Source organism: Halostella salina (genome assembly GCF_003675855.1).
GTDB lineage: Archaea > Halobacteriota > Halobacteria > Halobacteriales > Natronoarchaeaceae > Halostella > Halostella salina.
The window spans coordinates 165,215-190,630 of sequence record NZ_RCIH01000001.1; the positions used below are offsets into that span (position 1 = coordinate 165,215).

Consider the following 25,416-nt stretch of genomic DNA (forward strand, 5'->3'; position numbering starts at 1 on the left):
TGGGGGTATGCGACGCCGAAGCTATCTTCGAGGGCTCTCGACGACCGCGGTCGGCCTCGCCCTCGCCGGCTGTTCGAGCGGGGGCAGCGGCGACGAGGGACCGGCGGACACGGGGACCGGCGGGAACGGGACGACCAGCAGCGGGAACGGCGGCCGGCGGATCGACGCCGCCATCGCGGCCGCCATCGGCGAACTCAACACCGGGCTCGGCGAACTCTCGGCCGCGCAGGACCGCTTTGCGGCCGACGAGTCGTTCGACTTCGCCGGCGTCGCCGACCGGGTCGACGCCGCCCGTTCCGAGCTCGACGGGATCGAGGGCGAGCCGTCCGGCGAGCAGTCGACCGCGATCGAGCAGGTCCGGCGGTACGCGTCCGTCGTGGCGGCGATGAACGCGGCGTTTCTCACGCTCGTCGACGCCGAACCCACGGCCGAGGACGCCGAGGCGGCGGTCGACGCCGAGGAGTACGACCGCGCCGAGTCGCTCGTGGCGGAGCTGGAGACCACGACCGGCGAGGCCCAGTCCACGCTCGAAGGGGCCCGCAGCGACGCCGAGGGTCTGGATCCAGACGTACTCGAATCGCGCGAGAGCGTCGAAGTCGCCCGGATCCGGGAGGGGTACGCCCAGCTCATGTCGCTGGCCAACGGCTTCAACGCGCTGGCCCGCGCCAACGGCGACCTGATCGACGGCCGGACGGCGCTCGCGACCGGCCGGGACCACGCCGACGCCGAGGAGTACGGCGAGGCGGAGTCGGCGTTCGGCCGCGCCGGCGACCGGTTCGAGGCCGCGAACGGGACGGCGACGTCGGCGCTCGACGCCCGGCCGCCGGAGCGCGTCACCGGGCCGCTCGAACTCGCGGCGTGTCGGAGCGGTCACCTCACGACCGCCGCGGAGCACTTCGCGGCGAGCGCCCGGGCCGCGGCCGACGGCGACCGAAGCGAAGCCGCCGACGAACAGGACGCGGCAGAGGACGCGGTCGACTCGGCGGAGAACTGCTGATCGACGGGCATTTGCCCGCGCCGTCGTACCCTCCACTGTGCAGTGGATCGTCGACCTGCTCGTCGGGACGGTCCTCCCCCGGGTCGCAGGGATCACCCTCTTCATCGCCCTCGGGGTCGGGCTGGCCAACCTCGCCGTCGAGTTCGGAGCCGTGCGGTACATCGCCGGCCTCGCCGCGCCGCTGACCGGCCCGGCGAACCTCCCGCGGGAGGTGGGTACTGCGATCCTCACGACGACCGCCTCCACGACCGCCGGCTACGGCATGCTCGCGGAGTTCCGCGAGTCGGGCACGCTCGACGACCGCGCGACGCTGGTCGCCGTGACGATAAACACCTTCTTCGGCTTCGTCCAGCACATCTTCACGTTCTACGCGCCGGTGTTGATCCCGATCCTCGGGCTGGAAGTCGGCCTGCTGTACGTCGGCACCCGCGCCGCGGTCGCGCTCGGGATCACCGTCGTCGGCGTGCTCGCCGGCGCCGTCCTGCTCTCCGAGGAGAACGTCGACCCCGTCGCCCTGCCCGATGACGTGGAGGGGCCGGACCCCGACGAGAGCACGCTCGGCGAGAAGTTCCGCGGGGCGGCGACGGCGACGAAGGAGAAGGTCGTGGACATCGTTCCACGCCTGCTCGTCATCTACTTCCTCGTCAGCGTGCTCGTCGCCCGGGTCGATCTACGGGAGGCGACCGCTGTCGCCGAACCGTTGACCGACATGGTCGGCCTCCCCGGGGCGGCCGTCCCCGTGATCGCGGTCTTCGCGTTCGACACGACGAGCGGAGCCATCGCCATCGCCCCGCTGCTTGGCGACCCGTTCACGCCCCGGGAGGCCGTGGCGGCGATGCTCGTCGGCGGGATCGTCTCCTTCGCCGTCTCGACGTTCAAGCGGTCGATCCCGTTCCAGTACGGGATCTGGGGCGCGGAGTTCGGCTCGAAGGTGATCGCCGTCAACACCGCGCTGAAGGTCGTCTTCATCGCGGCGGCGCTCGCGGTGTTGCTGGCCCCGCCGTGACCGCGTCGGCGACCCCGCGGAGGCGCTCGGCGGCCGTGCTCCCCGGAGCAACCTCACTCACCGGGACGCCAGCGCGCTGTGCCCGCCTGACGGCCTCGGACTCCGGGACTGCCGTCGCCGGCGCGCCGAGCGCCCGCTCCACGCGGCCGGTCGGCGGCGACGACCCGGACATGTTCAGCGCCACGTGGGCGACGCCGGCGTCGAGTTCGCGGGCGAGTTCCCGCGTCCGGACCAGGTCCCTGACGGCGAACTCGTCCGGACGGGCGACCAGCACCGACCGGTCGGCGGCGAACAGCGGCAGGCCGGCGTCGGCCGCCATCCCGGCGGGGCAGTCGACCACGACGGACCCGTAGGCGTCGGCGACGGCCGTCACCGCGTCGACCAGCGCCGTCGGGTCGGCGGCCCGGGCTCCGGCGAGCGTCCGTCCACAGGGGAGCAGGTCAACCGGGCCGCCTTCCCGAACCGCCTCGACGGGGTCGGCCCGGTCCACGAGCACGTCGTGGAGGTCCGGTCCCGTCGAATCGGGCAGGTCCGCCATCCCGAGGTCGGCGTCGACGACGACCGCGTCCAGTTCCGCTCCGAGGTTGAGCGCAACGGTCGACTTCCCGACGCCGCCTTTCCCGCCCGCGACGGCGAGGATCACGACAGCGTCCGGAGCGGCGCGAGGTCGGTCGCCTCGGCGCTCCCCTCGGCACGGTCGGCCAGCGCCGCCGCGCGCCGCTCGACTGCCCGGAGCGTCGCGGCGTCGTCCGCGGCTTCCTCGACCGCGCGCTCGACAGCCCCGAGTCCCCCGGCGTCGTCGACCACCGCCGTCGCCTCGGCGAGCGTCTCGGCCCCGGCGCAGGCCTCGACGGTGCGGACCCGCGACTCGACGGTTGCGAACCACTCCGCGACCGGCGGCGGCACGTCCGGTTCGGGGCCGTCGCGGTCGCGTTCGGCCGACGGCGCGTTCGCGGCCGGCACCGCGTCCCGCGGCGGCGCGGGGTCTCCGAGCCGCCGGACCAGTGCGGCCGCGTCGTCCGGAGTGGGATCGCTGTCCACACCGTTCCCCACGCCCTCGGGCGTCACCCGCACATCCTCGACGACCCGAATCGCCGGCGACTCCGGGGCTGTGTGGCTGGCGAAGCCGACGCCCTCGCGCTCGCCCGGTTCGAGCGTCACCGTGACCGCGTCGCCGTCCCAGCCGTCGGCGGGGACGCCGTGTCTGCGTGGCGGTAGCGTCGGCCCGTCGAGCGCGTTCTCCAGACGCACCCGCCGGCGCACGTCCGTCCCGTTCCGGACGACCGCCGCGACGAGCGTCACGCCGTCCTCGCGCCGCGTCCGACTCTCGACCTCGACCATGGCGACGCTGGCCGCGCTCTCGCACTTAAACCCTCACGACGGGTGCGCCGAGGCGTTCGGCTGCAGCGCTCGGGCGTTCGAAGCGGTCACAGGCGAGGACGACCGGCGCGTCGACCGCCGCGACGCGGACGACGGCGAGCGCCGCGGTCACGGGGTCGCCCTCGAAGCCGGCCGGCGGGTCGGTCACCCGGCCCTCGCCCGGCACCGCGTCGACGGCGTCCGCGAACTCGCTCGCGAGGGCGGCCGCAAGGTGTTCCCGTGCGGTCCGCCGGCGGTTCGCCACCCTGTCCTCCAGCCGGAGGCGGCGGTCCCGGGCGTCGCGGGCCGCCCGGGCGGTCTCGCGGGCGCTCCGGAGCGCCTGCTCGGCGGCGATGCGTTCGGTCCGGACCTCCGACAGTTCGCGTATCGCCGCGGTGCGCTCGTCGTCCACCGCGTCGGCGTCACCCTCGGCCGCGGCCGTTTCCAGCGCCTCGACGCGCCCGCGGAGTTCGCTGACGCGCTCCGCGAGGGCCGCCTCGCGCTCGCCCGCCTCCGCGACGCGTCGGCGCGCGGTCTCGCAGTCGACGGACGGCGGGTTGAGGTTCGCCAGTTCCGCCCGCGCCTCGGCGAGTTCGTCGTCGACCGGACTCGCCAGCCCCCGCGAGCGCGCGGCGGCGGCCAGCGCCGCTCGGACAGCCACCGTCGATCCGGCGACGACCGGCGAGACTCGCTCGTGTACCGGTCCGGGGTCGGCACAGTCGATCCAGTCGGCATCCCCGACCGCGCGGTCGACCGTCGCGGGCGAGAAGTCGCTGTCCCGGAGGTCGACCGCTCGCCCGTCGCGGACGCCGTCGTCCAGTTCGACCCTCACAGCTCCCGCTCCCGCAGGCGTTCCGGCGACGGGTGGTCGGTGCCCGCCACGAACTTGGCGTACGGCGTGCTTGTGGCGTCCCGGTTCTCGTATGCGGCCGCCGCTTCCCGGACGGCGTCCGGCGCGTCGGCGAACTCGTTGAACGGCTCCGTCCGCTCTACCTGCACGTCCCCGCCGTGTTTCTCGCGGAGTCGGAGCGCGAGCAGCGCCCCCAGCTCCGTCGCCTCGAACAGCGCCGCGCGGCCGAACCGCCGGACGACCGTTCCCTCGTGGCTCGAACAGACGTTCCGCAACGTCTGCCGTGCCGCCTGCGAGTACGTGACGATGAGCAGCACGCACCACCGTTCGAACGCATAAATTTAATACTTTACTACTGGAATCTACTGCCACGGACGGCGGTCGTCCCATCGTCGTCGATCCGAACCGCGGCGTCGAACACGGTCTGTATCTGCGCGACGACCAGCGCGGAGTGGGCGTCCGGGTCGAGGTGGAAGTGGCCGGTCGCGCCGAACGCGTACAGCCGGCCGGTCAGGACGTGGAGGAACTCGTACACGGTCTCGACGTCCACGTACTGGAGCAGCGCCGTGACGGAGTCGAAACAGACGACGCTCTGGGCGTCCGAGTCGGCCCACTCGTTCAACACTTCGCTCACGCGGATGCTGATCCCCGTCAGGTCGTTCGGGGTGCCGACCCGTTCGACCCTGTCCGGCTGTGGCCCCTCGGCGTCGAACCCGTCGGTGCTCTCGCCGGAGGCGAGGACGTACGTCGCCGCCGGCCGACCGCCCGCCCGGTCGATCCACTCGGCGAGTCGGCGCTGGGGCGAGCCGGTAAAGGAGACGAACAGCAGGTTCGTCGGCTGGTCGGACGGGTGGAGGAGGTCGACACAAACTGATCCGTCGTCCGCGGCCGCCGGCGCGAGCAGGACCACCGCTGTCGCGTCCCCGACCGAGTCGGCGAGGTCACTCATCGTCGACCCATGCTGTTGAGTTGGACCGGCCGTCCCGGCAAAACCCTTCCGGTCACTCGTCGAGCTGCTCGACGGCCACCTCCCGATCCACGCCGGAGAGGTCACGCACCCGCTCGCGGGCCTCCCGCCGGGACTCGGCGACGACCACCAGCCCGTCGGCGGGGCCGTCGCCCTGCGCTCGATACGGCGCGAGCCCGCCGTCGAACTCGGTCGCGTACGTCCGTACCACGCCGACGACCTCGCGTTCGAGGCTCTCGAGGTCCGTCTCCCCCTGCTCGTACTCCGCGAGCGCGTCCTCGACGTTTCTGAGTGCGGCGATCCGGTCCATCTACGTGGTCCGGAGGTGGTCGGTCTGGGGCTCGTACACCTCGCCCTGCTGTTTCAGCTTCTCTATCTCGTGTTCGGCCTTGGAGTGGTCCATGCCGATCTCGTCGGCGCGGTCCAGCACCACGTCGACCGGCGCGCCCTCGTCGTACTCCTCCTCGATGTCGCTGATCAGTTGCTTGATGTTGCGGATGCGGTCGCGCTGGGTCTTCGACGTGCCCGTCTCGACCACGTCGGCGTCGAACTGGCCCGTCTCCGGGTCCACGCCGATGTCCTGCAGACAGGAGCGGACGATCTCGATGACCCGTTCGGCGTCCTCGTGTTCGACCGTGTCCGAGAGCCGCACGCGGGCGCTTGCCTCCGCGAGGCGCACCAGCGCCTCCAGTTTCCGGGCGGTCACCGGGACCGGTGCGTCCTCGTCCTGGCCCTTCGCGCGGAGGTCGACGTAGAAATCGCGGATCGCCTCCCGCGCCGCGTCGGTCATCCGCGGATGGCAGTTCTGCTTCGCGTAGGCGACGTACTTCCGGAGCAGTTCGGCCTCTATCTCCGGGTCGACCTCCTCGGTCACCTCGTCGACCTCCGCCTGGGTCACGTCCGGCGACGCCATCTCCGAGCGCTGGGTGTTCAGCTCCCCGGCGTAGTTCGTCGTCAGGATGTGCTCGGCGAGGTTGCGGTCCTCCTCCTCGTCGGGCTGGTCGGTGACGGTGAAGATCAGGTCGAACCGCGAGATCAGGGCCGGCTCGAGGTCGATCTGCTCGCCGATCGACTCGTACTGGTCGAATCGGCCGTACTTGGGGTTGGCGGCCCCGAGCAGCGAACAGCGCGACTTGAGCGTGGCATTGATCCCCGCCTTGGAGACGCTGATCTTCTGCTGTTCGAGCGCCTCGTGCATGGCCGAGCGGTCGTCGGCGGCCATCTTGTCGAGTTCGTCGATCGCGGCGACGCCCTTGTCCGCCAGCACCAGCGCGCCGGCTTCGAGCGTCCACTGCTGGCCGTCCCCGAAGTCGTCGCGGACGGCGGCGGCGGTGTTGTGGGTGACGACGCCGTTCCCGACGAAGTTGTTCGTGTCGGGGACTGTCAGGTCGAACACTTCCTTCCTGCCGGTATCGACGGCGGCGACGACCTCGTCCCAGCGGAGGTCGGCATCGACCGTCTCCCGAACCTCGGTCTCGACCGGCCCGAGGTCGATGTCTTCGAGCATCGACCGGGCCCACGCTCGACCGGGATCATCTCCCCGGTGGACGTTCTGGTAGTACTGGCCCGTTTCTCCTTCGACGGCCGCGAGCGTCGATCCGATGGGAAGCCGCTCACGCTGACGCCGCTCGTCGGCGGTGATACGTTCCAGCGCCTGTCGCTTTTCACGGGACGCGAAGCCGATCGCGTCGGCGTAGCGGTCGATATCCGCGCCGTACATCTCGACGAACTGCTGGACGTGCTTGGACTCGATCGTGTAGCCGTCGTCGAGTTCGTAGCTCCCGCGTCGGTCGCGCTCTCGCGTTCGAGCGCGGACTCCGTACGTTTCGAGCATCAGCTGTACCTGTCGGGCTAGCTCGTCGCTAATGGTCGACAACAGAACGCTCGAACCGCCGGCGTCGCGTACCGAAACCGAGCCGTCGGCGTCCATCAGACCGCGGAGGAAGGCATCGCCGTGTTCCGCAACCGTCAGCTCCGGTGCGAGTGCGAGGTCCTCCTTTGGCGTTTCCATGCCAGCGTTCGAGAACAGCCGCGCTATCGTCGCGCTGTTGACGCGGATACACGGAACCTTGTCCGCCTGGCGTTCGACCTCCGGACGCTTGTCGAACTTCTCGTCGAAGATATCGGCCGCGCGTTCGAGCAACGTTTCGTTACCGTTTGAGATCCGGACCATCCCGCGATTGCCGCCGCGACGGTCGAGCGAGATGTCGCCGTCGCCGAACACGAGCCCCAGCAGATACATGAGGTCCTCGTCGAACGTTTCGGGAATCGTAATGCTATCACCGTGTCTGACCATCAGCCGGTCGAACTGAACGTCCGCTCGCGTCGCGCCGACGGCGTCGAGCATTCGGTCTAACTTCTCCAGTGGGACGTGCCGGTTCTTGAGGTGACAGTAGATGAAATCCTCCGAGAGGTCGAGTGCCGCTGCGGCGTCCCGTAGCGTCCCGAACTCCTCCCGGAGCGACTCCCGGAGGAACGTGACCGAACCCTCGGCGAGTTGCACCTTCTCGCTCGTCAGTTCGAGGAACTCCCGCACACGAACCTCGGAGCGGTCGAGGTCGCCGTACCGGGGAACTGCGACGTGGTCGCCCGCTTCGATCTCGGAGATCTGTCGCCATTCGATTCCGTCCGCCCCGCAGGTCAGAACCGGAGTGTTCACCGACGCTTCCAACTCTTTCCCGTGGTTCGTTTCGATCCGTCGACACGGTTTCTCCGGCATCCGCCACAGATGCGAGGTGGTCGCGTCCGTCATCTCCCCCGCGTTCCGGTCGAACGTCCGCACGTCGATCGCCCCCCCGACGCCCGTCTCGGTGTCAACCGGGTCGGGAAGGGACTCCGTCACGATGTCCCGGATGGGTCTGTACCCGTCGTCGGTGTGGATCATCGTGTCCCCGGTGACACACAACCCCGCGCTGGAGGACCCCTTGCCGGAGGTGTAGACGGACCGGGGCGCGATATTTTGGATATATGATAAGAGCTGGGAGTTGTGCGAAACGACGTTGTTCGTGAGGTAGTTGTGCGTGTCCGCAACTTCGAGGTCGTACACCCAGTCTTCTTCGGGTTCGACACACTGGATCGACGCTATGCAGTCCCACCGAACGTCGCCCGTAACGAGTGATCGGAGTGCTTCGACGTCGCTTGCAGCGGCGAGTGCATCGTCGATCCGGTCCTGTACGACCTGCTTTGCATCGGTTACACGACCGCCGTCAGGGGCGACTTCACCCTGCTCGTAGAGACTGACGGATCGCTGGCAAACTCCGATACCGTCTGCCAACTCCGTTTGTGAGAGCCCCAGGAGTTGGCGCGCTGTCTCGACTGCGGTCCAGTTCCCGGATTCGACGCTTTCCTGGAGGTCCCGAAGTTCGTTCAACCGTTCCTCGAACCTCGAAACGACCTCTCGGAGGCTTTCCCGACTGGGGTTTCGGTCTCCCCGCTCGTAGTGTTGGTACGTCGGCCGAGGGATACCGCAATCGAACTGAGTGAGACGGAGTCGCTCCCGAACCCGTCGCAAGTCGTCTCCCACTTCGGGGATAACGTCCCGGTTGGTATTCGTCTCCCCCTCGTCAACTTCCCGCGCCGCCTTGGCTTTCCTGTCCGTAACGAACCCGACCCGTTCGCGGTATCGCTGGAACTGCTCTCCACTCACACGGAGCCGATAACTTCCGTTGGCCCGCTCGAACTGCTGGGAGGTGATCCCGACCGATAACAGGAGGCTACGAACGTCCCTGAGCAATTCCTCGCTCGCTGAGGCAACTGCTAACTCCCGCTGGGTTGCCGAGACGTGGCCCTCGGCGTCGACGTACGCTCGCAGGAACTCGGCTTTCGTCGCCTTCGTTGCGCTCATCACTGCGTCCGGCACTCGTTGATCGGCCGAGGATTCGAGGATCGACGGTTCGAGGTTCTCGAGGAAGGTGACGAACTCGGACGACGAACAGTAGATCTCTTTGGCTGATTTCCCGGGATGGGACCTGCGTTCAGTGTAGTTCAGTCCCAGTGCATTGAGCGCGTCACTCACATCGTCGAGGATCTCCCGGTCGTTGTTCGTTACGAAAACGTGTCCGGTGTTGTCGTCGCGCCGCTCGACGTACCCTTCTGCGATGATGTATCCGACCAGTCGTGCCAGTTTTGCCGTCCACTCTTCGGGTAGATCTAACCGAACCGCGTTGTTCGACTTCGCTCGTCGATACGAGGTGGTAATCGTGTCGTCCCCTGCGGTCGGCAGCGTATCAGGGACTGCAACGAAATCGCCGTCTCGAAGGTCTTCCGCCGGGACTGCAGCGAATCCGTTGTCGGATTGAACGAACAACGGATGCGACGGGGTGACTTCGAGTTCCGTACCGGTCGCCGTCCGGATCCGATACATCCGTTCGGGTGCTTCCCGCTTCCACACCTTTGTGGCTCGTTTGTGGACGAGTTCCCCGTCGTCGTCCATCGACGGCAGTGGAATATCCACCTCCTGGTACACTCCGTCGTCGACCGGTTTTGGATCGTCCAGCTGCGACTCGACGATCTCCCGGATCGGCCGCTGGGTCCCGTCGGCCAGCGTCACTCTCGTATCACCGGTAACACATTTGCCCGTACCCGGATCCCCGATCAGGAGCATGTGCAGGTCGCCCCGGATCCGGGACTCGTCGGGGAGGTGCTTTGTGACGCCGGAGAACAGCTGGAGGATCATCGCGAGCTTCTCCTGCTCGTAGCCGTAGATGGAGGGCGCGATGGAGCCGACCATCCGCTCGTAGATGTCGGGTTCGTTGGAGAGGGAGACGATGGCCTGCTTGTCCTCCTCGGTGATCTCCATGTCCTCGAACTGCTCCTCCTCGACCTCGACGGAGACGCCGTCCATGTACACGTCGAAGACGGCTGACTTCTCCTGCTGGCTGCCCTGCTGCTCCAGGTTCAGGACGCCCGTCGCGGCGACGTGGTCGCCGGGGGTCACCTCGCCGGTGATGTCGTCCTCGACGTGGACGTCGATCGCCTGCGGCGTCTCGCCGCCGCGCAGCCCCTCGGGGCTTTCCTGCACGCGGATCTTCTGGGAGTCGACGAACTCCGACTGGTCGAAGTTGATCTGGAACGGGCCCTGCCGCTCGCAGCCCTGACACTCGTGGGGCTCCTGGAAGTTGCCGCTGGACTGGGGAACGCGGGTGAGCGTTCCGCAGCGCTGGCACTCGAAGGCGGCCTCCTCTATCTTCGGGCGCACGTCCGTCGCCTTGCGGACGATGCCCCGCACCGAGACCAGGTTGTTGACGTGCCGGGAGCGTATCTCCCGGATCTCGGTTGTCTCGGGGAGGTTCCGGATGCGGACGTGGGCCTGCCCGAGGCTCACGTCGACCGGGAGGTCGTACAGCCGGAGCGCCTCCTCGGCGTACTCCCGGAGCTGGTCGGGCTTCGAGAGGTAGTCGTCGGCCAGGTCGGGGTCGTAGCGGTAGAGGTCCTGCCAGTCGACGTACAGCGACCGCTGCTCGTTCGGGTAGCGCTGCGCGAGCTGCCCGATCTCGTCGCGGTAGTACGACCGGTAGAACTGCTCGAACGAGTCGACGAGTTCGGTGTTGTCCGCCTGGGCCATTCACCACCCCTTAGCGCGTTATCCCCTATGAAGGTTGGCAAACCCCGGAGCGGAAGTGGTGGGGGTGTTTTCACACCGACCAGAAGAAGGCGATCCCGAGGACCGTCACCACCGACAGGAGCAACTGGAGCGGCGCGCCGATCCGGAAGTAGTCGGTAAAGCGGTAGCCGCCGGGGCCGTAGACGAACAGGTTCGTCTGGTAGCCGATCGGCCCGAGAAACGCCGTCGAGGCGGCGAAGGTCACCGCGAGCACGAACGCGAAGGGGTTCGCGCCGATCCGCGTCGCCGTGTCGACGGCGACGGGAAGCATCAGCACGACGCTGGCGTTGTTACTCACCACCTCGGTTATCAGCCCCGTTCCGAGGTAGAACACCCACAGCACACCGATGGCGGGCAGGTACTCTCCGGTCCCGGCCAGCGCCGCCCCGAGCAGCGCCGCGCCGCCGGTTCCCTCCAGCGCGACACCGAGCGGGATCACGCCCGCGAGCAGGAAGATCACGTCCCATTCGACGGACTCGTAGATCTCCGTCGGCTGCAACACGCCGGTCGCCACCATCGCGACGACGCCGGCGAGCGCGGTCACGAGGATCGGGAACCCGCCCGCGAGGAACTGCTCGACCGCGGCGATCCCGGTGGCCGCGCCGACCCCGTCCCACGGCATCGCCGCGATCCCGACGACGCCGGCCATGATCGCCAGCGCGTGTGGGATCTTCTCGGTGCGGTAGTCCGGGCGCGACGGTTCGTGGGCGACGATCAGCTCGTCGGTCCTCGCGAGCCGGTCGATCCGCTCGGGCGCGGCCTGGACCAGCAGCGTGTCGCCGACGCGGATCTGCCGCCCCTCCAGCCCCTCGTGGACGGTCTCGCCGCGACTGCGGAACGCGAGCACCGTCGCGTCGTACCGCTCCCGGAACCCCGCCCCGGCCAGCGTCTCGCCGAGCAGGAACGACCCGCGCGGAACGACCACCTCGACGAGCGTCTGCTCCCCGCCGGGAGCCGTCTCCAGTTCCGACTCGGTCCGGGGCGTTCCGGTGACCCTGAGCGACCGTCGCCCGGCGAGGTCCGCGACCGCCGTCCGGTCGGCGCGGAGGCGGAGCCTGTCGCCCGCCCGGATCTCCCTCGGGCCGAGGGGTTCGAGGAACGTCCGCCCCTCCCGGAGGAGCTGGACGATGTCGGCGTCGAACCCGGTTTCGGCGGTCGTCTCGTCGACCGTCGTTCCCACCAGCCGCGACCCCGGTTCGACGACGACCTCCGTGAGGTACTTGCCGACCCGGTACTCCCGGACCACGTCGTCGTCGGGCGGCACCCGCTCGGGCAGCAGCCGGTGACCCACCAGGAGCAGGTACAGACCGCCGACGAGCAACACGATGACGCCCAGCCTGGTGAACTCGAACATCCCGAACGGGTGGCCGATGAGCCGGTCCGACACGTCGCTGGCGAGGATGTTGGTCGACGTGCCGATCAGCGTCAGCGTCCCGCCGAGCATCGACGCGTACGACAGCGGGATCAGCAGCTTCGAGGGCGACGTGTCGCCCCGGTTGGCGATGTCGGAGACGACCGGCACCAGCACCGCCACGACCGGCGTGTTGTTGACGAAGCCCGACGCCGGCCCGGCGACGCCGACGGTCGCCAGGAGCTGTCGGTCGAGGCTGTCGCCCGCGAAGTCGGCCATCCGCCGGCCGAGGATCTGGACCGTTCCGGTCCGCGCGACGCCGGCGCTGAGGATCAGCATCGCCAGGACGGTTATCGTCGCCTCGTTCGCGAACCCCGCGATCCCCTCCTCCGGCGAGATGCCCGTCCACGGCTCCAGCACCATCAGCAACACCATCAGCAGGATCGCGGTCACGTCGACCGGCAGGTACTCCGTGACGAACAGCGCGACCGCGAGCGCGACGACGGCAAACACGACGAGCACGTCGGTCGTCACTGCCGGGGACGGCTGACTCGCGAGGGGGACCGCCGACCGCGGGACCGCCGGGAGCGTCACGGATCGTCCGATCCACACCGTCGACACGGATAAGCGCCGCCTGCACCCGACCGTGCCGGAACGGACAGAGCCAAGGCCCGGCCGCGGCAACGACGTGCCATGCCGATCGACGACCTGCCCAGACTGGGGCTGGGAACCTACTCCGACGCCGACCGCGAGCAGTGGACCGACACCGTCGAAACCGCGCTTGACGTCGGCTACCGCCACGTCGACACCGCACAGGTGTACGAGAACGAGCGGTACGTCGGCGAGGGGATCGCGGCGTCGGACGTCGACCGCGACGACCTGTTTCTCGCCACGAAGACCGTCCACATCGACCTGCCGCCCGAGCCGAGCGGCGTTCCGGACGCCATCGACGGCTGTCTCGACCGTCTCGGCGTCGACTACGTCGACCTGCTGTACGTCCACTGGCCGTCCGGTCTCTACGACGCCGAGGCGGTCCTCCCGGCGTTCGACGATGCGGTCGACGACGGCCGGATCCGCAACGTCGGCCTGTCGAACTTCACGCCGGAACTGCTGGACGAGGCCCGCGAGGTCCTCGACGCGCCCGTGGCGGCCCATCAGGTCGAACTGCACCCGCTCCTCCAGCAGGACGAACTCGTCGAGTACGCCCAGCGCCACGACCACTGGCTCGTCGCCTACTCCCCGCTCGCACAGGGCGAGGTGGTCGACGTGCCCGTCCTGCGGGAGATCGCCGACAAACACGACGCGACCCCCGCACAGGTGAGCCTCGCGTGGCTGTCCTCGAAGGACAACGTCGCCGCCATCCCGAAGGCCAGTAGCCGGGACCACCTCCGCGAGAACCTCGCGGCGCTGGACCTGGAACTCGACGACGAAGACGTCGCCCGGATCGAGGCCATCGACCGCGAGCAGCGATTCGTCGACCCCGACCACGCGCCCTGGAACCGGTAGCCAGAGCTCGTCGCGTCTGTTTTTCGAAAAGTGGGATCGCGCGGATTTGAACCGCGGTTACGAGCACCCAAGGCTCGAAGTATAGCCAGGCTAACCCACGATCCCGCATTGACGTTACTACGGTCAGGGTATAAAGGGTTTCGCTCGGCATTTTGCGCCCGACTCCGGCACGGAGTCAGACGCCCCAGATCGCGGCGATGCCGAGCGTCGTCGTGATAGCAAACAGCAACTGGAGCGGCCCGCCGACGCGGACGTAGTCGGTGAAGCGGTAGCCGCCGGGCCCGTAGACGAACAGGTTCGTCTGGTAGCCCACCGGCGTCATGAACGCGGTGCTGGCGGCGAAGGTGACGGCGAGGACGAACGAGAACGCGTTCGCGCCGAGCCGGGTCGCCGCCTCGAAGGCGACCGGCACCATGAGCACGACGCTGGCGTTGTTGCTGACGACGTTGGTCAGGAGCGCGGTGACGACGTACAGCAGGCCGAGCACGGCGATCGCCGGCAGGGCGGCGGCGCTCGCCACGACGGCGTCGGCGACCAGCGCGGCCGCCCCGGAGTTCTCCATCGCCAGCCCGAGCGGGATCACGCCCGCGAGCAGGACGATCACGTCCCACTGAACGGCGTCGTACACCTCGCCGGGCTTGAGACAGCCCGACACAACCATCCCGAGCGCGCCCGCGAGCGCCGCGACCATGATCGGGAGGAGGTCGAGCGCGGCGACGCCGACGACGCCGGCGACGATCCCCAGCGCGACGGGGATCTTCGACCGGCGGAACGTCCGGCGCTCGACCTCGCCGGCGACGGTGAAATCCCGGTTGCGGTCGAGCCGTTCGACGCTGTCCGGCGTCGCCTGCACGAGCAGGGTGTCGCCGATCCGAAGCGGGACGTGGTCCATGCGCTTGCGCACCACGTCGCCGCCGCGCCGGAGCGCGAGCACCGTCGCGTCGTAGCGCTGCCGGAACCCGGCGGAGACGAGCGTCTCGCCCAGCAGCGCCGACCCCGGCGGGATCACCACCTCCACGAGCGTCTGCGCTTCAGCGGCCGTCTCCAGTTCCGACTCGTCGACCTCGACCTCCGGGAGGAGGTCCAGCCCCTCGGCGTCGCTTATCTCCAGGAGGGTGTCGCGGTCGGTCCGGACGGCGAACACGTCGCCCGCCCGGATCGTCTTCGGACCGAGCGGCTCGATGAACACGCGCTCGCCCCGGACTAACTGGACGAGGTCCACGTCGTAGTCGAGTTCCCGCATCGTCGTCCGGACGGTCCGGCCGACCAGCGGCGAGTCCTCGCGGACGACGACCTCGGTGAGGTAGTCGCCCATCTCGAACTCCTCGGTGAGGTCCCCGGCGGGTTTGATGCGCTCGGGGGTGAGCCACCGCCCGACGGTGAGCAGGTAGACCGTGCCGACGACGCTCAGCAGCACGCCGAGCGCGGTGAACTCGAACATGCCGAACCCCCGGCCGAGAAACTCCGGGCGGGCGACGATGTCGCTGGCGAGGATGTTGGTCGACGTGCCGATGAGCGTCAGCGTCCCGCCGAACATCGACGCGTACGACAGCGGGATCAGCAGCTTCGACGGCGACGTGTTTCCCTCGTGGGCGAGGTCGGTGACCATCGGGAGCAGGATGGCGACGGCGGCGGTGTTGTTGATGAACCCGGAGATGGGGCCGACGACGCCGATGGTCGCGCCGAGCTGTCGCCCCTCGTCGTCGCGGGTGTAGGCCGCTATTTTCTGTCCCAGCAGCTGGACGATCCCCGTCCGCTGGACGCCGTCGCTAAGGATGAACATGGCCAGCACGGTGATCGTCGCCGTGCTGGCGAAGCCGGAGACGCCCTGCTCGGGCGAGTCGAGCACGACGACGGCCGAATCGAGCAGGCCGGCCCGGACGAACGCGCCGCTGACCGGCTCGACCAGCAGGAGCGCGACCATCACCCCGAGCGCCGTGATGTCGACCGGCACCGCCTCGGTGGCAAAGAGGACCAGCGCGGCGACGATGATGGCGAACACGACGGCGACGGCCGGGGTGATGGGTGCCACACCGGGGGAACGGCGGCGGCGGGAAAAAACCCACCGACGCGGACACGTCGCCCGGGGTTCCCGGGGTCGGCGGCCAACTTTAACGTGTCCGCGCTCGGACGTACCGCTATGGTCCCCTCCCCCCGAATCCTGCTCGTCGGCCCGCCCGAGAACCGCCGGCGTCGCCTTCTCGCGCTCGCGTTCGTCCCCTTCCTGTTCGTCGCGACGTTCGCGGCGTACGCCGTCGGCGCGTTCGGCGTGTCCGGCTGCGTCGTGTTCATCCCCGGGCAGGCCATGCTCGTCGGGCTCGCCGCCGCGGCCGTCGCCGGCTACGCCCGGGTCGGGCTGGCCGTCGGGTGGCTCGGCGCGTACGCCCCGCTGCTCGGGTTCAACGCGGACCACGCGTTCATGGGGCTATCGTCCAGAACGCGGGTGGAACAGCTCGCCTACTTCCTCGAACCCGACGGGCTGGCGTTCTACGCGGTCGTCGCGCTCGTGTTCGGAACCGTCGCCTTCGCCGCGGGGTACGTGCTCCGGACCTGCGTCGCGGTGCTGTGGGGGGAGTGGACGGTCGCCGACCGCTAAAGGTCGTCCTCGTCCAGTTCCGCGTCGGCGACGAGGCTGTAGGGGTGTTTCTCCTTGCGGATGCCATCCAACAGGAGGAACGCCTCGCGGGGGTCGAGGAAGTGGCTCGTCACGGCCCGGCCGAGCGGCGTCGGCTCGAACCCGTCGATGAACTCGTACTCCAGGAGCTTGCCGATGGCGTGTTTCGTCGGCACCTCGCCGATCATGCGGTCGTTGAGCCGCTTTGCGCCCTTGCCCGCGACGGTGACGTTCGCCAGCGTCTCCTCGACGGCGGAGCTCTCGTCGTAGCGGGTGCGGACAGCCTCCATCTCCCCCTTGAGGAGCTTGAACGCCACCTCGTCCTCGGTCATCTCCATGCTGCCGTGGTAGCTCTCGTCGGGTTCGACGAGGACGTACACCTTCCCGGTGTCGTGGTAGTCGGGGCGGCCGGCGCGGCCGAGCATCTGGTGGAACTCCTGGACGGTGAGCCACTCGATCCCCATCGCGAGGCGGTCGAAGATCACCTGCGAGGCCGGGAAGTCGACGCCAGCCGCCAGCGCGGCGGTCGTGACGACGGCAGCGAGGTCCTGGTCGGCGAACATCCGTTCGACCTTCTTCCGACGGCCGTAGTCCAGCCCCGCGTGGTACGGCGCGGACTCGTACTCCAGCTTCCGGCTGATCTCGTGGCAGCGCCGCCGCGAGTTGGTGAAGATGATCGTCTGCCCGCGGTACCCTTTCGAGGACTTGCTGTCGAACTCCCGACGGACCAGCTTGTTCTCGATGCGGGGTTTCTCGCGGCCGTCGGCGAACGTGACGTGGCGCTCGATGGGGACCGGCCGCTCCTCGAACTCCACGAGGTTCGCCCGCAGCTGGCCGGCGAGTTCGCTCGGGTTGCCGACCGTCGCGGAGAGGTACACCCACTGCGCGCCGCCGTAGTCCGACCGCTCGTCGGCGCGCGTCTCGCAGTAGTGTTTGAGCCGCGAGATGAGGCCGTCGAGGCGGTGTCCCCGGCCCTCCTCCTGGAGCGTGTGGACCTCGTCGATGACGACGGTGCCGATGTCGCCGAGGTCACGTCCGGTGCGGAGCGCGTGGTCGATCCCCTCGTACGTGCCGACGATCACGTCGGCGTTCGGGTCGAAGCGGTTGCCGTCGTCCCGGACGCGGCTCGCGCCGACGCGGATCGAGACGTTCACCAGGTCGCCGTACTCGTCGCGGAAGTCCTCGTGTTTCTGGTTGGCCAGCGCCACCAGCGGGACGAGAAACAGCATCTTCCCGTTGCCGTTCAGCGCGCGGTCCAGACCGGTCATCTCGCCGACCAGCGTCTTCCCGGTCGCCGTCGCGCTGACGACCAGCTGGTCGCGACCGTCGAACAGTCCGTTCTCGACCGCGAGGCTCTGGACGGGCAGCAGCTCCTCGAAGCGGTCCTCCAGCAGGCCCTGAACGCCCGGGTGGAGGTTCAGCTCGTCGACGCGGATGTTCTCGATGCTGTCGGTCGTCGCGCTGATTTCGTCGAACTTCGTCAGGTCGGGGTCGAGATGCCCCTTCAGGAGGTTCGTGATCCGGTCCAGGTCCTGCACGTCAAGCAGGAGTTCCTCCAGCCGGTCCCGGGCGGCCCCGGTCATCTCGCCCTGGTAGGAGAGTTCGCGCTCCAGCTCCTGCTTGGCGCAGTCCGGACAGATGTACTCGTCGTCGGTCTCGATGGCGGTGTCGGACGTGATCGGCGAATAGCGACCGTCGGAGGCACAGAGACGACAGGTCCGGACGGCCTTCGCCGACAGCTGGTAGCCGTCGAGCATCGCCTGCAGGCGCTTCCGTGCGCCGGGCGAGGTCTGCTCGGAGATGCGGATGCGTTCGGCCCGGCGGGCGATCTCCACGAACTGGTCGGGGTCGCGTGGCTCCTCGCTGGAGCCCTGCTTGATCCGGAACCTCCCCGGCCGGGGACCGGCTCCCGTCTCCTTCAGTTCGAGCTTGGCGCGGAACACCCTGCTCCCGTCGCGGACGACCGCGACGACGAAGTGGTCGCCGGACTCGTGGAGGAACAGCGTGTCCACCTGCTGGACCTGCCGTGACACGGAAACGGGTACGAGATACGGGTATTTCAGGTGTTCGGAACGCTACGGGAGGGCAAAGCGGCGGCGGTCCGTGACCGTCGCGTCGCAGTCCGGACAGCGGTACACGTCGTGGGGGCGACCGTTGCGGCGCTCCTCGGCGACGGTCCAGTCGCCGTCCGGCGGACTCTCGTGGCCGCAGTCGGGGCAGGAAAGCACCGCCTTTCGGGTGCGCCGTGCGCCGCTGGCGGTGGAGATGTGGTCGAGGCGATTCATTGCCATCCCGTAGGCGCTCAGCCGGTAAAAGCCCCGTGGCGGCGCGGGATCGATCCTTATGATCCGCAGCCGTACGGGTCCCGACGGTGCCGACGGCCGATAGTATAACGTACCCCTGCGTGTTGTTCACACCACATGCCAGATTCGGGGGACGGGGATGGGACCGTGTCCTTCGGGACCGACGGCGACGCGGTGGTGGTACGGGACGCTATCGAGGACCGAACGCTTCGTCTGGGGACGGCCGACCGACCGAAGCTCCGACCGGCGGTGACCGACATGTTCGTCTTCCCGGTCGACCGGGCCGTGTCGTTCAGGACCACGAAGCTCCGCGTCGGGGCTCACAGTAACGTCCGCCTCCGTGACGGCGACGGCGACGACCGCGGCGGGTTCGACACGAGACCGCGGGCGGTGTCCGGCGGGACGCATTTCCTCGCAGTGGACGGGCCGGTCAAGCTGTACGTCAGGGTCCCGGACGCGTCCTTCACCGCGGCGTACGCCCACGCGGAGCGCCAGACCGCGCCCCTCGTCGTCGAGTTCGACGAGCCGACGGAGCTCGCGGTCGGCGCGCGGTCCGAACACACCCGTCCGGCGGCGACGATCACGGTGCCCGGGTCGCCGAGCGGGATGCTTACGGCCGTCTCTTATCTGGGGTCGTCGGTGAAGGAGTTCTCGGCGGAGCGGTCGTGGCCGTCGCTCCGCGGCCACCCGCCGGCGATCGAGGTCGGGGACGAACTCGACGTGCCGGCGTCGCTCTCGAAGCCCGACACCGGCGTGACGATAGCGGTGCCGCCGTCGTACGCGAACGCGTACCGGGTCGCGCCGCTCGCCTTCTACCTCGGCGCGACGGTCGAATCCGGGGGCAGCCCGGAGCTCCGGCTCGACAACGGCTACGTCGAACCGCTCCGGACCGACGACCGCTCGCTGACGGCGACCGTCGCGGACCTGCTCGGCCGGTGTCTCCTGCTTGACTCGCTCGTCCGGGTCGGCGGCTACTACTCGCTCCCGCGCCACGAGTACGACGAACTCGCGCCGCATCTCCCCTTCTACCCGCCGAACCTCTACGACGCGTCGATCCCCGACCAGCTGATCGAGTATCTGGAGGTCTCCCGGTCGCGGATCGAACTGTACCTCCCCAGGTGGCCGACGCAGGCGGTGCTCCGGCCGCGGGCCGCGGACGGGGAACTGCTCCCGTCGGTCCTCGACGGGCTCGCCCCCGTCCGCGTCTCGGCGTCCGCGACCGGGTGGCCCGACCGCGACTCGCCCACGACGGCGTACGTCCACGACGACCCGCCGGCCGGAACCTGTCGCCTCGTCCCGTCGTCGTTCGAGCACGTCCGGTCGTGGTCCCCGCCGAGTCCGGAGGACGCGTCGGTCGCCGTCCTGACGGCCGACGCCGGCCGCGCCGCGCGCTTCCGGGCGCTCCTGAGCGACGACCCGCTCGCGGCGGGGTCGGTCTCCGTTCGCCACTGGGACGACGACCGTGCCGCGGACGCGCTCGCGGCGAGCAACGACCTGCTGTACTGCGACCGCTCGGTCCCGCCCGAGCGACGCGCCGCCGTTGCGTCGGCGACCACGCCGCCGGATCCCGACGCGACCGACGCGCGAACCGTCGTGTTCGCCGGCGAGGGGGCGTTCCCGGCTGCCGTCGACGCGGTCGAACGCGGCGGCGTCGGCGGGGTCGCGGCCGAGCGCCCGCTCTCACCGCGTCGGATCCGGACGCTGGTCGAGGCGCTGCTCGCCGGGCACCCCCTCTCCGAGAGCGTCCGGCTCGCCGCCATCGGGGAGGAGACGCCGTTCCGGCTCGTCGGGGTTCCCTCGCGGACGGCGGTGCGACTCGACGGCGCGAACGTCCCGATCCGGGTCGACGTGGAGTCGGTCGCGGCCGACGAACACGAGGTCACCGTCCGCCATCAGGTGACCGACGAGCAGCCACTCGGCACGTGTGCCCGGTTCGACGGGCCGCCAGCGCGCGACGCGTATCAGCTGACCGGAACGCCCCTGACGCGCTCGGCCCGGGCCACGGCCTCGGAGGTCCGCGACCTGCTGGCTGACCCCGATTCAGTCGTCCGGTTCAACGGGACCACGTACCACGACGAGACCGATGCGTCGACGGCGTTCGTCCGCGACGAGGCCCGACGGCATCTTCGCCCCGGTCGGTGACACTGACCGCCGGCGGACGCCGGTCCTCGGCGGTCCCGGACTCGCGCCGTGCGCCGGCGTCACTCCGCGAGTTCGATCTCGTCGTCGCCGTTCGGCACCGCACAGAGGAACGCGCCCGGCTCGTCGCCCTCGTTCCGGTACCAGTGGACGACGCCCGCCGGGATCAGGAGGCTGTCGCCCGCGCCCACGACGCGCTCCTCGCCGTCGATCCCGACGACGTACTCGCCGTCCAGCACGTACTGCTCGTGTTCGACCGCGTTGGTGTGTTTCGGCACCGTCGCGCCGGGATCCAGGGTGAACCGCCGGATGGCGAAGTTGGGCGCACCGTCGCTCGCATCGACCAGCACGCCCTTCGAGAGGCCCTCTGCGGCGTCGACCGGTTCGTACTCCACCTCGTCCGCGCGGCGGATCAATGGGTCCGCGTCCATAGCCGACCGTACGCGCCGACCGCCGTAGTCCTGTCGGGACCACGGGGACCGTTTTAATAGCCAGCCCTCGAACATCCCACACCATGCGAAGCTTCCGCATCGGCTCCCTGTTCGGGATCCCGATCAAGCTCGACCTCACGTTCCTGATCGTCTTGCCGTTGTTCGCCTACCTGATCGGTTCGCAGGTCGGGCCGACGACGGACGTGTTGAACACCGTCTGGTCGGCCGGGATCACGACGGGACCGCTCACCGAGGGCGCGACGCCGTGGGTGCTCGGGTCGGCCGCCGCGGTCGGCCTGTTCGTCGGCGTCGTCCTCCACGAACTCGGCCACTCGCTCGTGGCGATGCGCTACGGGTTCCCGATCGACTCGATCACGCTGTGGATCTTCGGCGGGATCGCCTCCTTTTCCGAGATGCCCGAGGACTGGAAGCAGGAACTGCAGATCGCCATCGCCGGCCCGGTCGTCAGCGTGGCGGTCGGTGCGGTCTGTTACGCCGCGCTCGTCTCGCTCCCGGCGTCGCTGGACGCCGTCAAGTTCGTCGTCGGCTATCTCGCGATCCTGAACTTCGTGCTGGCCGTCTTCAACATGCTGCCGGGGTTCCCGATGGACGGCGGGCGCGTCCTGCGGGCGCTGCTCGCCCGGAACAGGCCGTACGCTCGGGCGACCCAGATCGCCGCCGAGGTCGGGAAGGGCTTTGCCCTCCTGCTCGGGCTCTGGGGGCTGTTCAACTTCCAGATCCTGCTCGTCGGCATCGCCTTCTTCATCTACATCGGCGCGTCCAGCGAGTCCCAGCAGGTGACGATGAAGGCGGCCTTCCAGAACGTCACGGTCCGGGATCTGATGACGCCCCGGGAGGACCTCCACACGGTCGGTCCCGACGCCTCCGTCGCCGAACTGATGCAGCGGATGTTCACCGAGCGCCACACGGGCTACCCGGTCGTCGACGGCGACGACCTCGTGGGGCTGGTCACGCTGGACGACGCCCGCGAGGTCAAGGAGGTCGAGCGCGACGCCTACGAGGTGTCGGAGGTGATGAGCCGCGACCTGCGGACCGTCTCGCCCGACACCGACGCCATGACCGCGATCGAGGACATCCAGCGCCACGGGATCGGCCGCCTGCTCGTCGTCGACGACCGGGGCGACCTGGTCGGTCTCATCTCGCGGACCGACGTGATGACCGCGTTCAACATCATCCAGTCGACCGGGTCGCTTGAACCCGCCCGCGAGGCGGGGACGGCCGAGCGCGCCGACTGAGCGACCGGGATCCGTCATATATAGTTCTCGGGAGCGCACATAGCAACCGCTTTTCCCTGCTCCCCGAAAGACAGCGCCATGAGCCACGACACGGTTCGATTCGGGTTCGTCTGCGTCCAGAACGCCGGCCGCAGCCAGATGTCGGCCGCCTTCGCCGAACGGGAGATCGAACGCCGCGGTCTCGGCGACCGCGCGGCGGTCCTCACCGGCGGTACGCACCCCGCCGACGCGGTCCACGACGAGGTGGTCGAGACGATGCGGGAACGCGACATCGACCTCTCGGACCGTCAGCCTCGTGAGGTGACGACCGGCGAACTGAACGACTGTGACGTGGTGGCGACGATGGGCTGTTCGACGCTCGAACTGGACGCCGACGTGGATACGCGGGACTGGGACCTCACCGACCCCGACGGCAAAGCCCCCGACGAGGTCCGTGCGATCCGCGACGAGATCGAAGAGCGCGTTCGGGCGCTGTTCGACGAGCGGTTCGGCGAGGCGGCGTAGTTTCAAGTCGCCGCCAGCCGTTCCTCCGGCCGTGCGGGACTATCACGTCCACTCGAACTACTCCGACGGCCGGTTCCTCCCGGCGATGGTCCGCGCGGCGAGCGACGCCGGACTCGACGCGGTCGGGTTCGCCGACCACTGCACCATCTCGGCCCGCGCGGAACCGCGGGCGATCCGCGCGAAACTGGGGTTCAATCTGGACCGGACGTACGAGCGCCGCCGTCAGGGTATCGAGCAGGTGCGGGCCGATGCCGACATCGACGTGTACGACGCCGTCGAGATGGACTACGCCCCGGCGGACGAGGAGCGAATCGCCGGCTTCCTCGACGAGGCGGGCTTCGACTACGCCGTCGGGAGCGTCCACGAGGTCCGCGGGCTGAACGTCCAGAACCCGGCGAACTTCAGGGGGATGGCCGACGCCGAGCGCGACGCCGTCGTCGACGAGTACTTCGACGCGCTCGTCGCCCTCGCCGAGTCGGAACTGTTCGACGTGGCGGCCCATCCGGACCTGATAGAGCGCGTGCCGCCGTTGCGCGGCCGCGCGACCGCCGACCACTACCGCCGGGCGGCCCGGGCCTTTGCCGACTCCCCAACCGTCCCCGAGATAAACGCCGGACGCGCCCTGCGGGACGAGTCGGTCGTCCACCCCGAATCGGCGTTCCTCGACGCCCTCCGCGACCGCGACGTGTCCCTCACCGTCGGCACCGACTCGCACATGCCCGGAGAGATCGGCGAGCGCGCGGCGTTTCTCGACGATTTCCTCGCGGAACGGGGGATCGACCCGGTCGCTCCGCCGGCGCTTCGGTGACGGTCGCGCCGCCGGGGCCACCGGTCAGCCGCATCGCGCGGTCGGTCCGGTAACACTCGTGTCACCTGGTTTCGCCCCCGTCCGAGAAACCGTATAAGCGCCGGACCCCTAGGATCGCTATCGTGACCACCACACCCGACAGCGGGGACCGAACCGTCGGTCTCCACCACGTAACGGCGATAGCGAACGACCCCGGGGCAAACGTCGCGTTCTACACGGACGTTCTCGGGCTCCGTCTCGTCAAGCAAACGGTGAACTTCGACGACGTGGAGACGTACCACCTGTACTACGGCGACAAGGTCGGCACGCCCGGGACGGCGATGACCTTCTTCCCGTTCGCGAACGGCACTTCCGGGACCGTCGGCCGAGGCCAGCCGAGCGCGACGGCGTTCGTGATCCCGGAGGGGTCGGTCGACTACTGGACCGACCGACTCGAATCAGAGGGCGTCGACCGCGACGACCCCGTCGAGCGCTTCGGCGAGACGGTCGTCCCGTTCCGCGACCCGGACGGCCAGCCGCTCGAACTCGTCGTCGGCGAGAGCGACATCGAGCCGTGGGCGGACGGGCCGGTCCCGGCCGAGCACGCCGTCCGCGGGTTCCACGGCGTGACGCTGGATTCGCTCGACCCCGCCGCCACCGACGGCGCGCTGTCGGCGCTGGGCTACGAGGCCGTGGCCGAGGAGGGCGACCGGACGCGCTACCGGGCGGCGGGCGACCGCGCCGCGGTCGTGGAGGTGCTCGACCGCCCCGACGGCCGCCACGGCCAGCAGGGGGTCGGCACCGTCCACCACGTCGCCTTCCGCGCGCCGGACGAGGAAACCCAGCTAGCGTGGCGGGAACGCCTCGTCGACGCCGGCTACCGCGTCACCGAGCAGAAGGACAGGCAGTACTTCAAGTCGATCTACTTCCGCGAGCCGGGCGGGATCCTCTTCGAGGTGGCGACGGACGGTCCCGGCTTCACCCGGGACGAGTCGGTCGACGAACTCGGCTCGGACCTGCAACTCCCGCCGTGGCTCGAAGGCTCGCGCGAGTCGATCGAGGCGGCGCTGCCGCCGCTGGCGGGCGCGGAGGCGACACGATGAGCGGCCCGCACCAGGATCAGCCGCTCGTCACCGCCGGCGCGGACATCGACGCGGCCGACGCCGCGGTGGTGCTGGCCCACGGCCGCGGCGCGACCGCCCGGAGCATCCTCGGGATGACCGCCGAGTTCGACGCCGACGGCGTCGCCTACCTCGCGCCGCAGGCCGCGCGCAACACCTGGTACCCCAACTCCTTCCTCGCGCCCGTCGAGCAGAACGAACCCGGTCGGACCTCGGGCCTGCAGGCGATCGAGGACGCGATCGAACGTGCCACCGACGCGGGGATCCCGGTCGAGCGCGTCGGCGTGATGGGGTTCTCGCAGGGCGGCTGTCTCGCCAGCGAGTTCGTCGCGCGCAACCCGCGGCGCTACGGGTTCCTCGCGGCGCTCTCGGGCGGCCTCATCGGCGAGACCGTCGACCCGGACGCGTACGAGGGGTCGGTCGAGGGGACGCCGGTGTTCCTCGGCTGCAGCGACGTGGACCCGCACATCCCGCTGGAGCGCGTCGAGGCGACGACCGCCGCGTTCGAGCAACTCGGCGGCGACGTGACCGAGCGCATCTACGAGGGGATGGGCCACGGCGTCAACGAGGACGAGATCGAGTTCGTCGGCGGGCTGGTCGCCGACATCGCGTCGGCCTGACGG

The 25,416-nt window shown here is 69.5% G+C and carries 22 protein-coding genes and 1 tRNA gene; 10 read left to right on the plus strand and 13 right to left on the minus strand.

Features of this window, described 5'->3' with window-relative positions:
• The first annotated feature begins 7 nt into the window (after window positions 1-7).
• On the plus strand, window positions 8-997 hold the full coding sequence (locus D8896_RS00950; protein ID WP_121820202.1) for a hypothetical protein: 990 nt from the start codon (window positions 8-10) through the stop codon (window positions 995-997).
• Window positions 998-1,034: 37 nt separating this feature from the next.
• Window positions 1,035-2,003 carry a nucleoside recognition protein gene (locus tag D8896_RS00955; RefSeq protein WP_121820203.1) on the plus strand — a complete coding sequence of 323 codons (969 nt, stop codon included), beginning with the start codon at window positions 1,035-1,037 and terminating at the stop codon, window positions 2,001-2,003.
• Here the strand turns inward: D8896_RS00955 and D8896_RS00960 are convergent.
• The 8 genes from D8896_RS00960 to D8896_RS00995 form a co-directional block, all read right to left on the minus strand.
• Window positions 1,963-2,646, minus strand: coding sequence for a MinD/ParA family ATP-binding protein (locus tag D8896_RS00960; protein ID WP_121820204.1), 684 nt, complete (start codon window positions 2,644-2,646; stop codon window positions 1,963-1,965). The genes D8896_RS00955 and D8896_RS00960 overlap by 41 nt on opposite strands.
• Window positions 2,643-3,344 (minus strand): DUF7857 domain-containing protein, encoded by a 702-nt coding sequence (locus tag D8896_RS00965; protein WP_121820205.1) that lies wholly within the window; start codon window positions 3,342-3,344, stop codon window positions 2,643-2,645. The genes D8896_RS00960 and D8896_RS00965 overlap by 4 nt, the downstream gene beginning before the upstream one ends.
• A gap of 25 nt (window positions 3,345-3,369) precedes the next feature.
• Complete coding sequence (locus D8896_RS00970) at window positions 3,370-4,194, minus strand: DUF7856 family protein (protein ID WP_121820206.1); 825 nt, start codon at window positions 4,192-4,194, stop codon at window positions 3,370-3,372.
• Entirely contained in the window at window positions 4,191-4,529 is a 339-nt protein-coding gene (locus D8896_RS00975) for a DUF7855 family protein (protein ID WP_121820207.1), read from the minus strand. Before D8896_RS00975 ends, D8896_RS00970 begins: the two co-directional genes overlap by 4 nt.
• Window positions 4,530-4,564: 35 nt before the next feature.
• Window positions 4,565-5,161 carry a DUF7504 family protein gene (locus D8896_RS00980; RefSeq protein WP_121820208.1) on the minus strand — a complete coding sequence of 199 codons (597 nt, stop codon included), beginning with the start codon at window positions 5,159-5,161 and terminating at the stop codon, window positions 4,565-4,567.
• Between the two features lie 52 nt (window positions 5,162-5,213).
• Window positions 5,214-5,489, minus strand: coding sequence for a DUF7854 family protein (locus D8896_RS00985; protein ID WP_121820209.1), 276 nt, complete (start codon window positions 5,487-5,489; stop codon window positions 5,214-5,216).
• Window positions 5,490-10,742, minus strand: coding sequence for an LAGLIDADG family homing endonuclease (locus D8896_RS00990; RefSeq protein ID WP_121820210.1), 5,253 nt, complete (start codon window positions 10,740-10,742; stop codon window positions 5,490-5,492).
• A gap of 70 nt (window positions 10,743-10,812) precedes the next feature.
• Window positions 10,813-12,726 carry an SLC13 family permease gene (locus D8896_RS00995; RefSeq protein ID WP_375137043.1) on the minus strand — a complete coding sequence of 638 codons (1,914 nt, stop codon included), beginning with the start codon at window positions 12,724-12,726 and terminating at the stop codon, window positions 10,813-10,815.
• 99 nt (window positions 12,727-12,825) lie between these two features.
• On the opposite strand from D8896_RS00995, the gene D8896_RS01000 reads away from it, so the two are divergent.
• Complete coding sequence (locus D8896_RS01000; RefSeq protein WP_121820211.1) at window positions 12,826-13,638, plus strand: aldo/keto reductase; 813 nt, start codon at window positions 12,826-12,828, stop codon at window positions 13,636-13,638.
• Between the two features lie 31 nt (window positions 13,639-13,669).
• Here the strand turns inward: D8896_RS01000 and D8896_RS01005 are convergent.
• Both D8896_RS01005 and D8896_RS01010 read right to left on the minus strand, forming a co-directional pair.
• Window positions 13,670-13,743: transfer RNA gene (locus tag D8896_RS01005), tRNA-Pro, on the minus strand.
• 70 nt (window positions 13,744-13,813) lie between these two features.
• Window positions 13,814-15,670, minus strand: coding sequence for an SLC13 family permease (locus tag D8896_RS01010; RefSeq protein ID WP_121820212.1), 1,857 nt, complete (start codon window positions 15,668-15,670; stop codon window positions 13,814-13,816).
• Window positions 15,671-15,778: 108 nt separating this feature from the next.
• On the opposite strand from D8896_RS01010, the gene D8896_RS01015 reads away from it, so the two are divergent.
• Window positions 15,779-16,234, plus strand: a complete 456-nt coding sequence (locus tag D8896_RS01015; protein WP_121820213.1) for a hypothetical protein — start codon at window positions 15,779-15,781, stop codon at window positions 16,232-16,234.
• On the opposite strand, the gene D8896_RS01020 is transcribed toward D8896_RS01015, so the two are convergent.
• Together D8896_RS01020 and D8896_RS01025 are read right to left on the minus strand one after the other, a co-directional pair.
• A complete protein-coding gene (locus D8896_RS01020) occupies window positions 16,231-18,285 on the minus strand; it encodes a DEAD/DEAH box helicase (protein WP_121820214.1) in 2,055 nt (684 codons plus the stop codon). The two genes, D8896_RS01015 and D8896_RS01020, sit on opposite strands and share 4 nt — an antisense overlap.
• Window positions 18,286-18,327: 42 nt before the next feature.
• A complete protein-coding gene (locus D8896_RS01025) occupies window positions 18,328-18,537 on the minus strand; it encodes a hypothetical protein (protein ID WP_121820215.1) in 210 nt (69 codons plus the stop codon).
• A gap of 135 nt (window positions 18,538-18,672) precedes the next feature.
• Here D8896_RS01025 and D8896_RS01030 point away from each other — a divergent pair, with 135 nt between their 5' ends.
• Entirely contained in the window at window positions 18,673-20,697 is a 2,025-nt protein-coding gene (locus D8896_RS01030) for a hypothetical protein (RefSeq protein ID WP_121820216.1), read from the plus strand.
• A gap of 59 nt (window positions 20,698-20,756) precedes the next feature.
• On the opposite strand, the gene D8896_RS01035 is transcribed toward D8896_RS01030, so the two are convergent.
• Complete coding sequence (locus D8896_RS01035) at window positions 20,757-21,125, minus strand: cupin domain-containing protein (protein WP_121820217.1); 369 nt, start codon at window positions 21,123-21,125, stop codon at window positions 20,757-20,759.
• A gap of 83 nt (window positions 21,126-21,208) precedes the next feature.
• Here D8896_RS01035 and D8896_RS01040 point away from each other — a divergent pair, with 83 nt between their 5' ends.
• From D8896_RS01040 to D8896_RS01060, 5 genes are all read left to right on the plus strand, one after another.
• On the plus strand, window positions 21,209-22,381 hold the full coding sequence (locus tag D8896_RS01040; protein WP_121820218.1) for a CBS domain-containing protein: 1,173 nt from the start codon (window positions 21,209-21,211) through the stop codon (window positions 22,379-22,381).
• 78 nt (window positions 22,382-22,459) lie between these two features.
• Window positions 22,460-22,885 carry a low molecular weight phosphatase family protein gene (locus D8896_RS01045; RefSeq protein WP_121820219.1) on the plus strand — a complete coding sequence of 142 codons (426 nt, stop codon included), beginning with the start codon at window positions 22,460-22,462 and terminating at the stop codon, window positions 22,883-22,885.
• A 31-nt stretch (window positions 22,886-22,916) separates the two neighbouring features.
• The gene (locus D8896_RS01050) at window positions 22,917-23,693 is read left to right on the plus strand and encodes a PHP domain-containing protein (RefSeq protein WP_121820220.1); all 777 of its coding nucleotides are present in this window, start codon (window positions 22,917-22,919) and stop codon (window positions 23,691-23,693) included.
• A gap of 119 nt (window positions 23,694-23,812) precedes the next feature.
• Window positions 23,813-24,775, plus strand: coding sequence for a ring-cleaving dioxygenase (locus tag D8896_RS01055; RefSeq protein WP_375137047.1), 963 nt, complete (start codon window positions 23,813-23,815; stop codon window positions 24,773-24,775).
• Window positions 24,772-25,413, plus strand: coding sequence for an alpha/beta hydrolase (locus D8896_RS01060; RefSeq protein ID WP_121820222.1), 642 nt, complete (start codon window positions 24,772-24,774; stop codon window positions 25,411-25,413). Before D8896_RS01055 ends, D8896_RS01060 begins: the two co-directional genes overlap by 4 nt.
• Window positions 25,414-25,416: the final 3 nt, after the last annotated feature.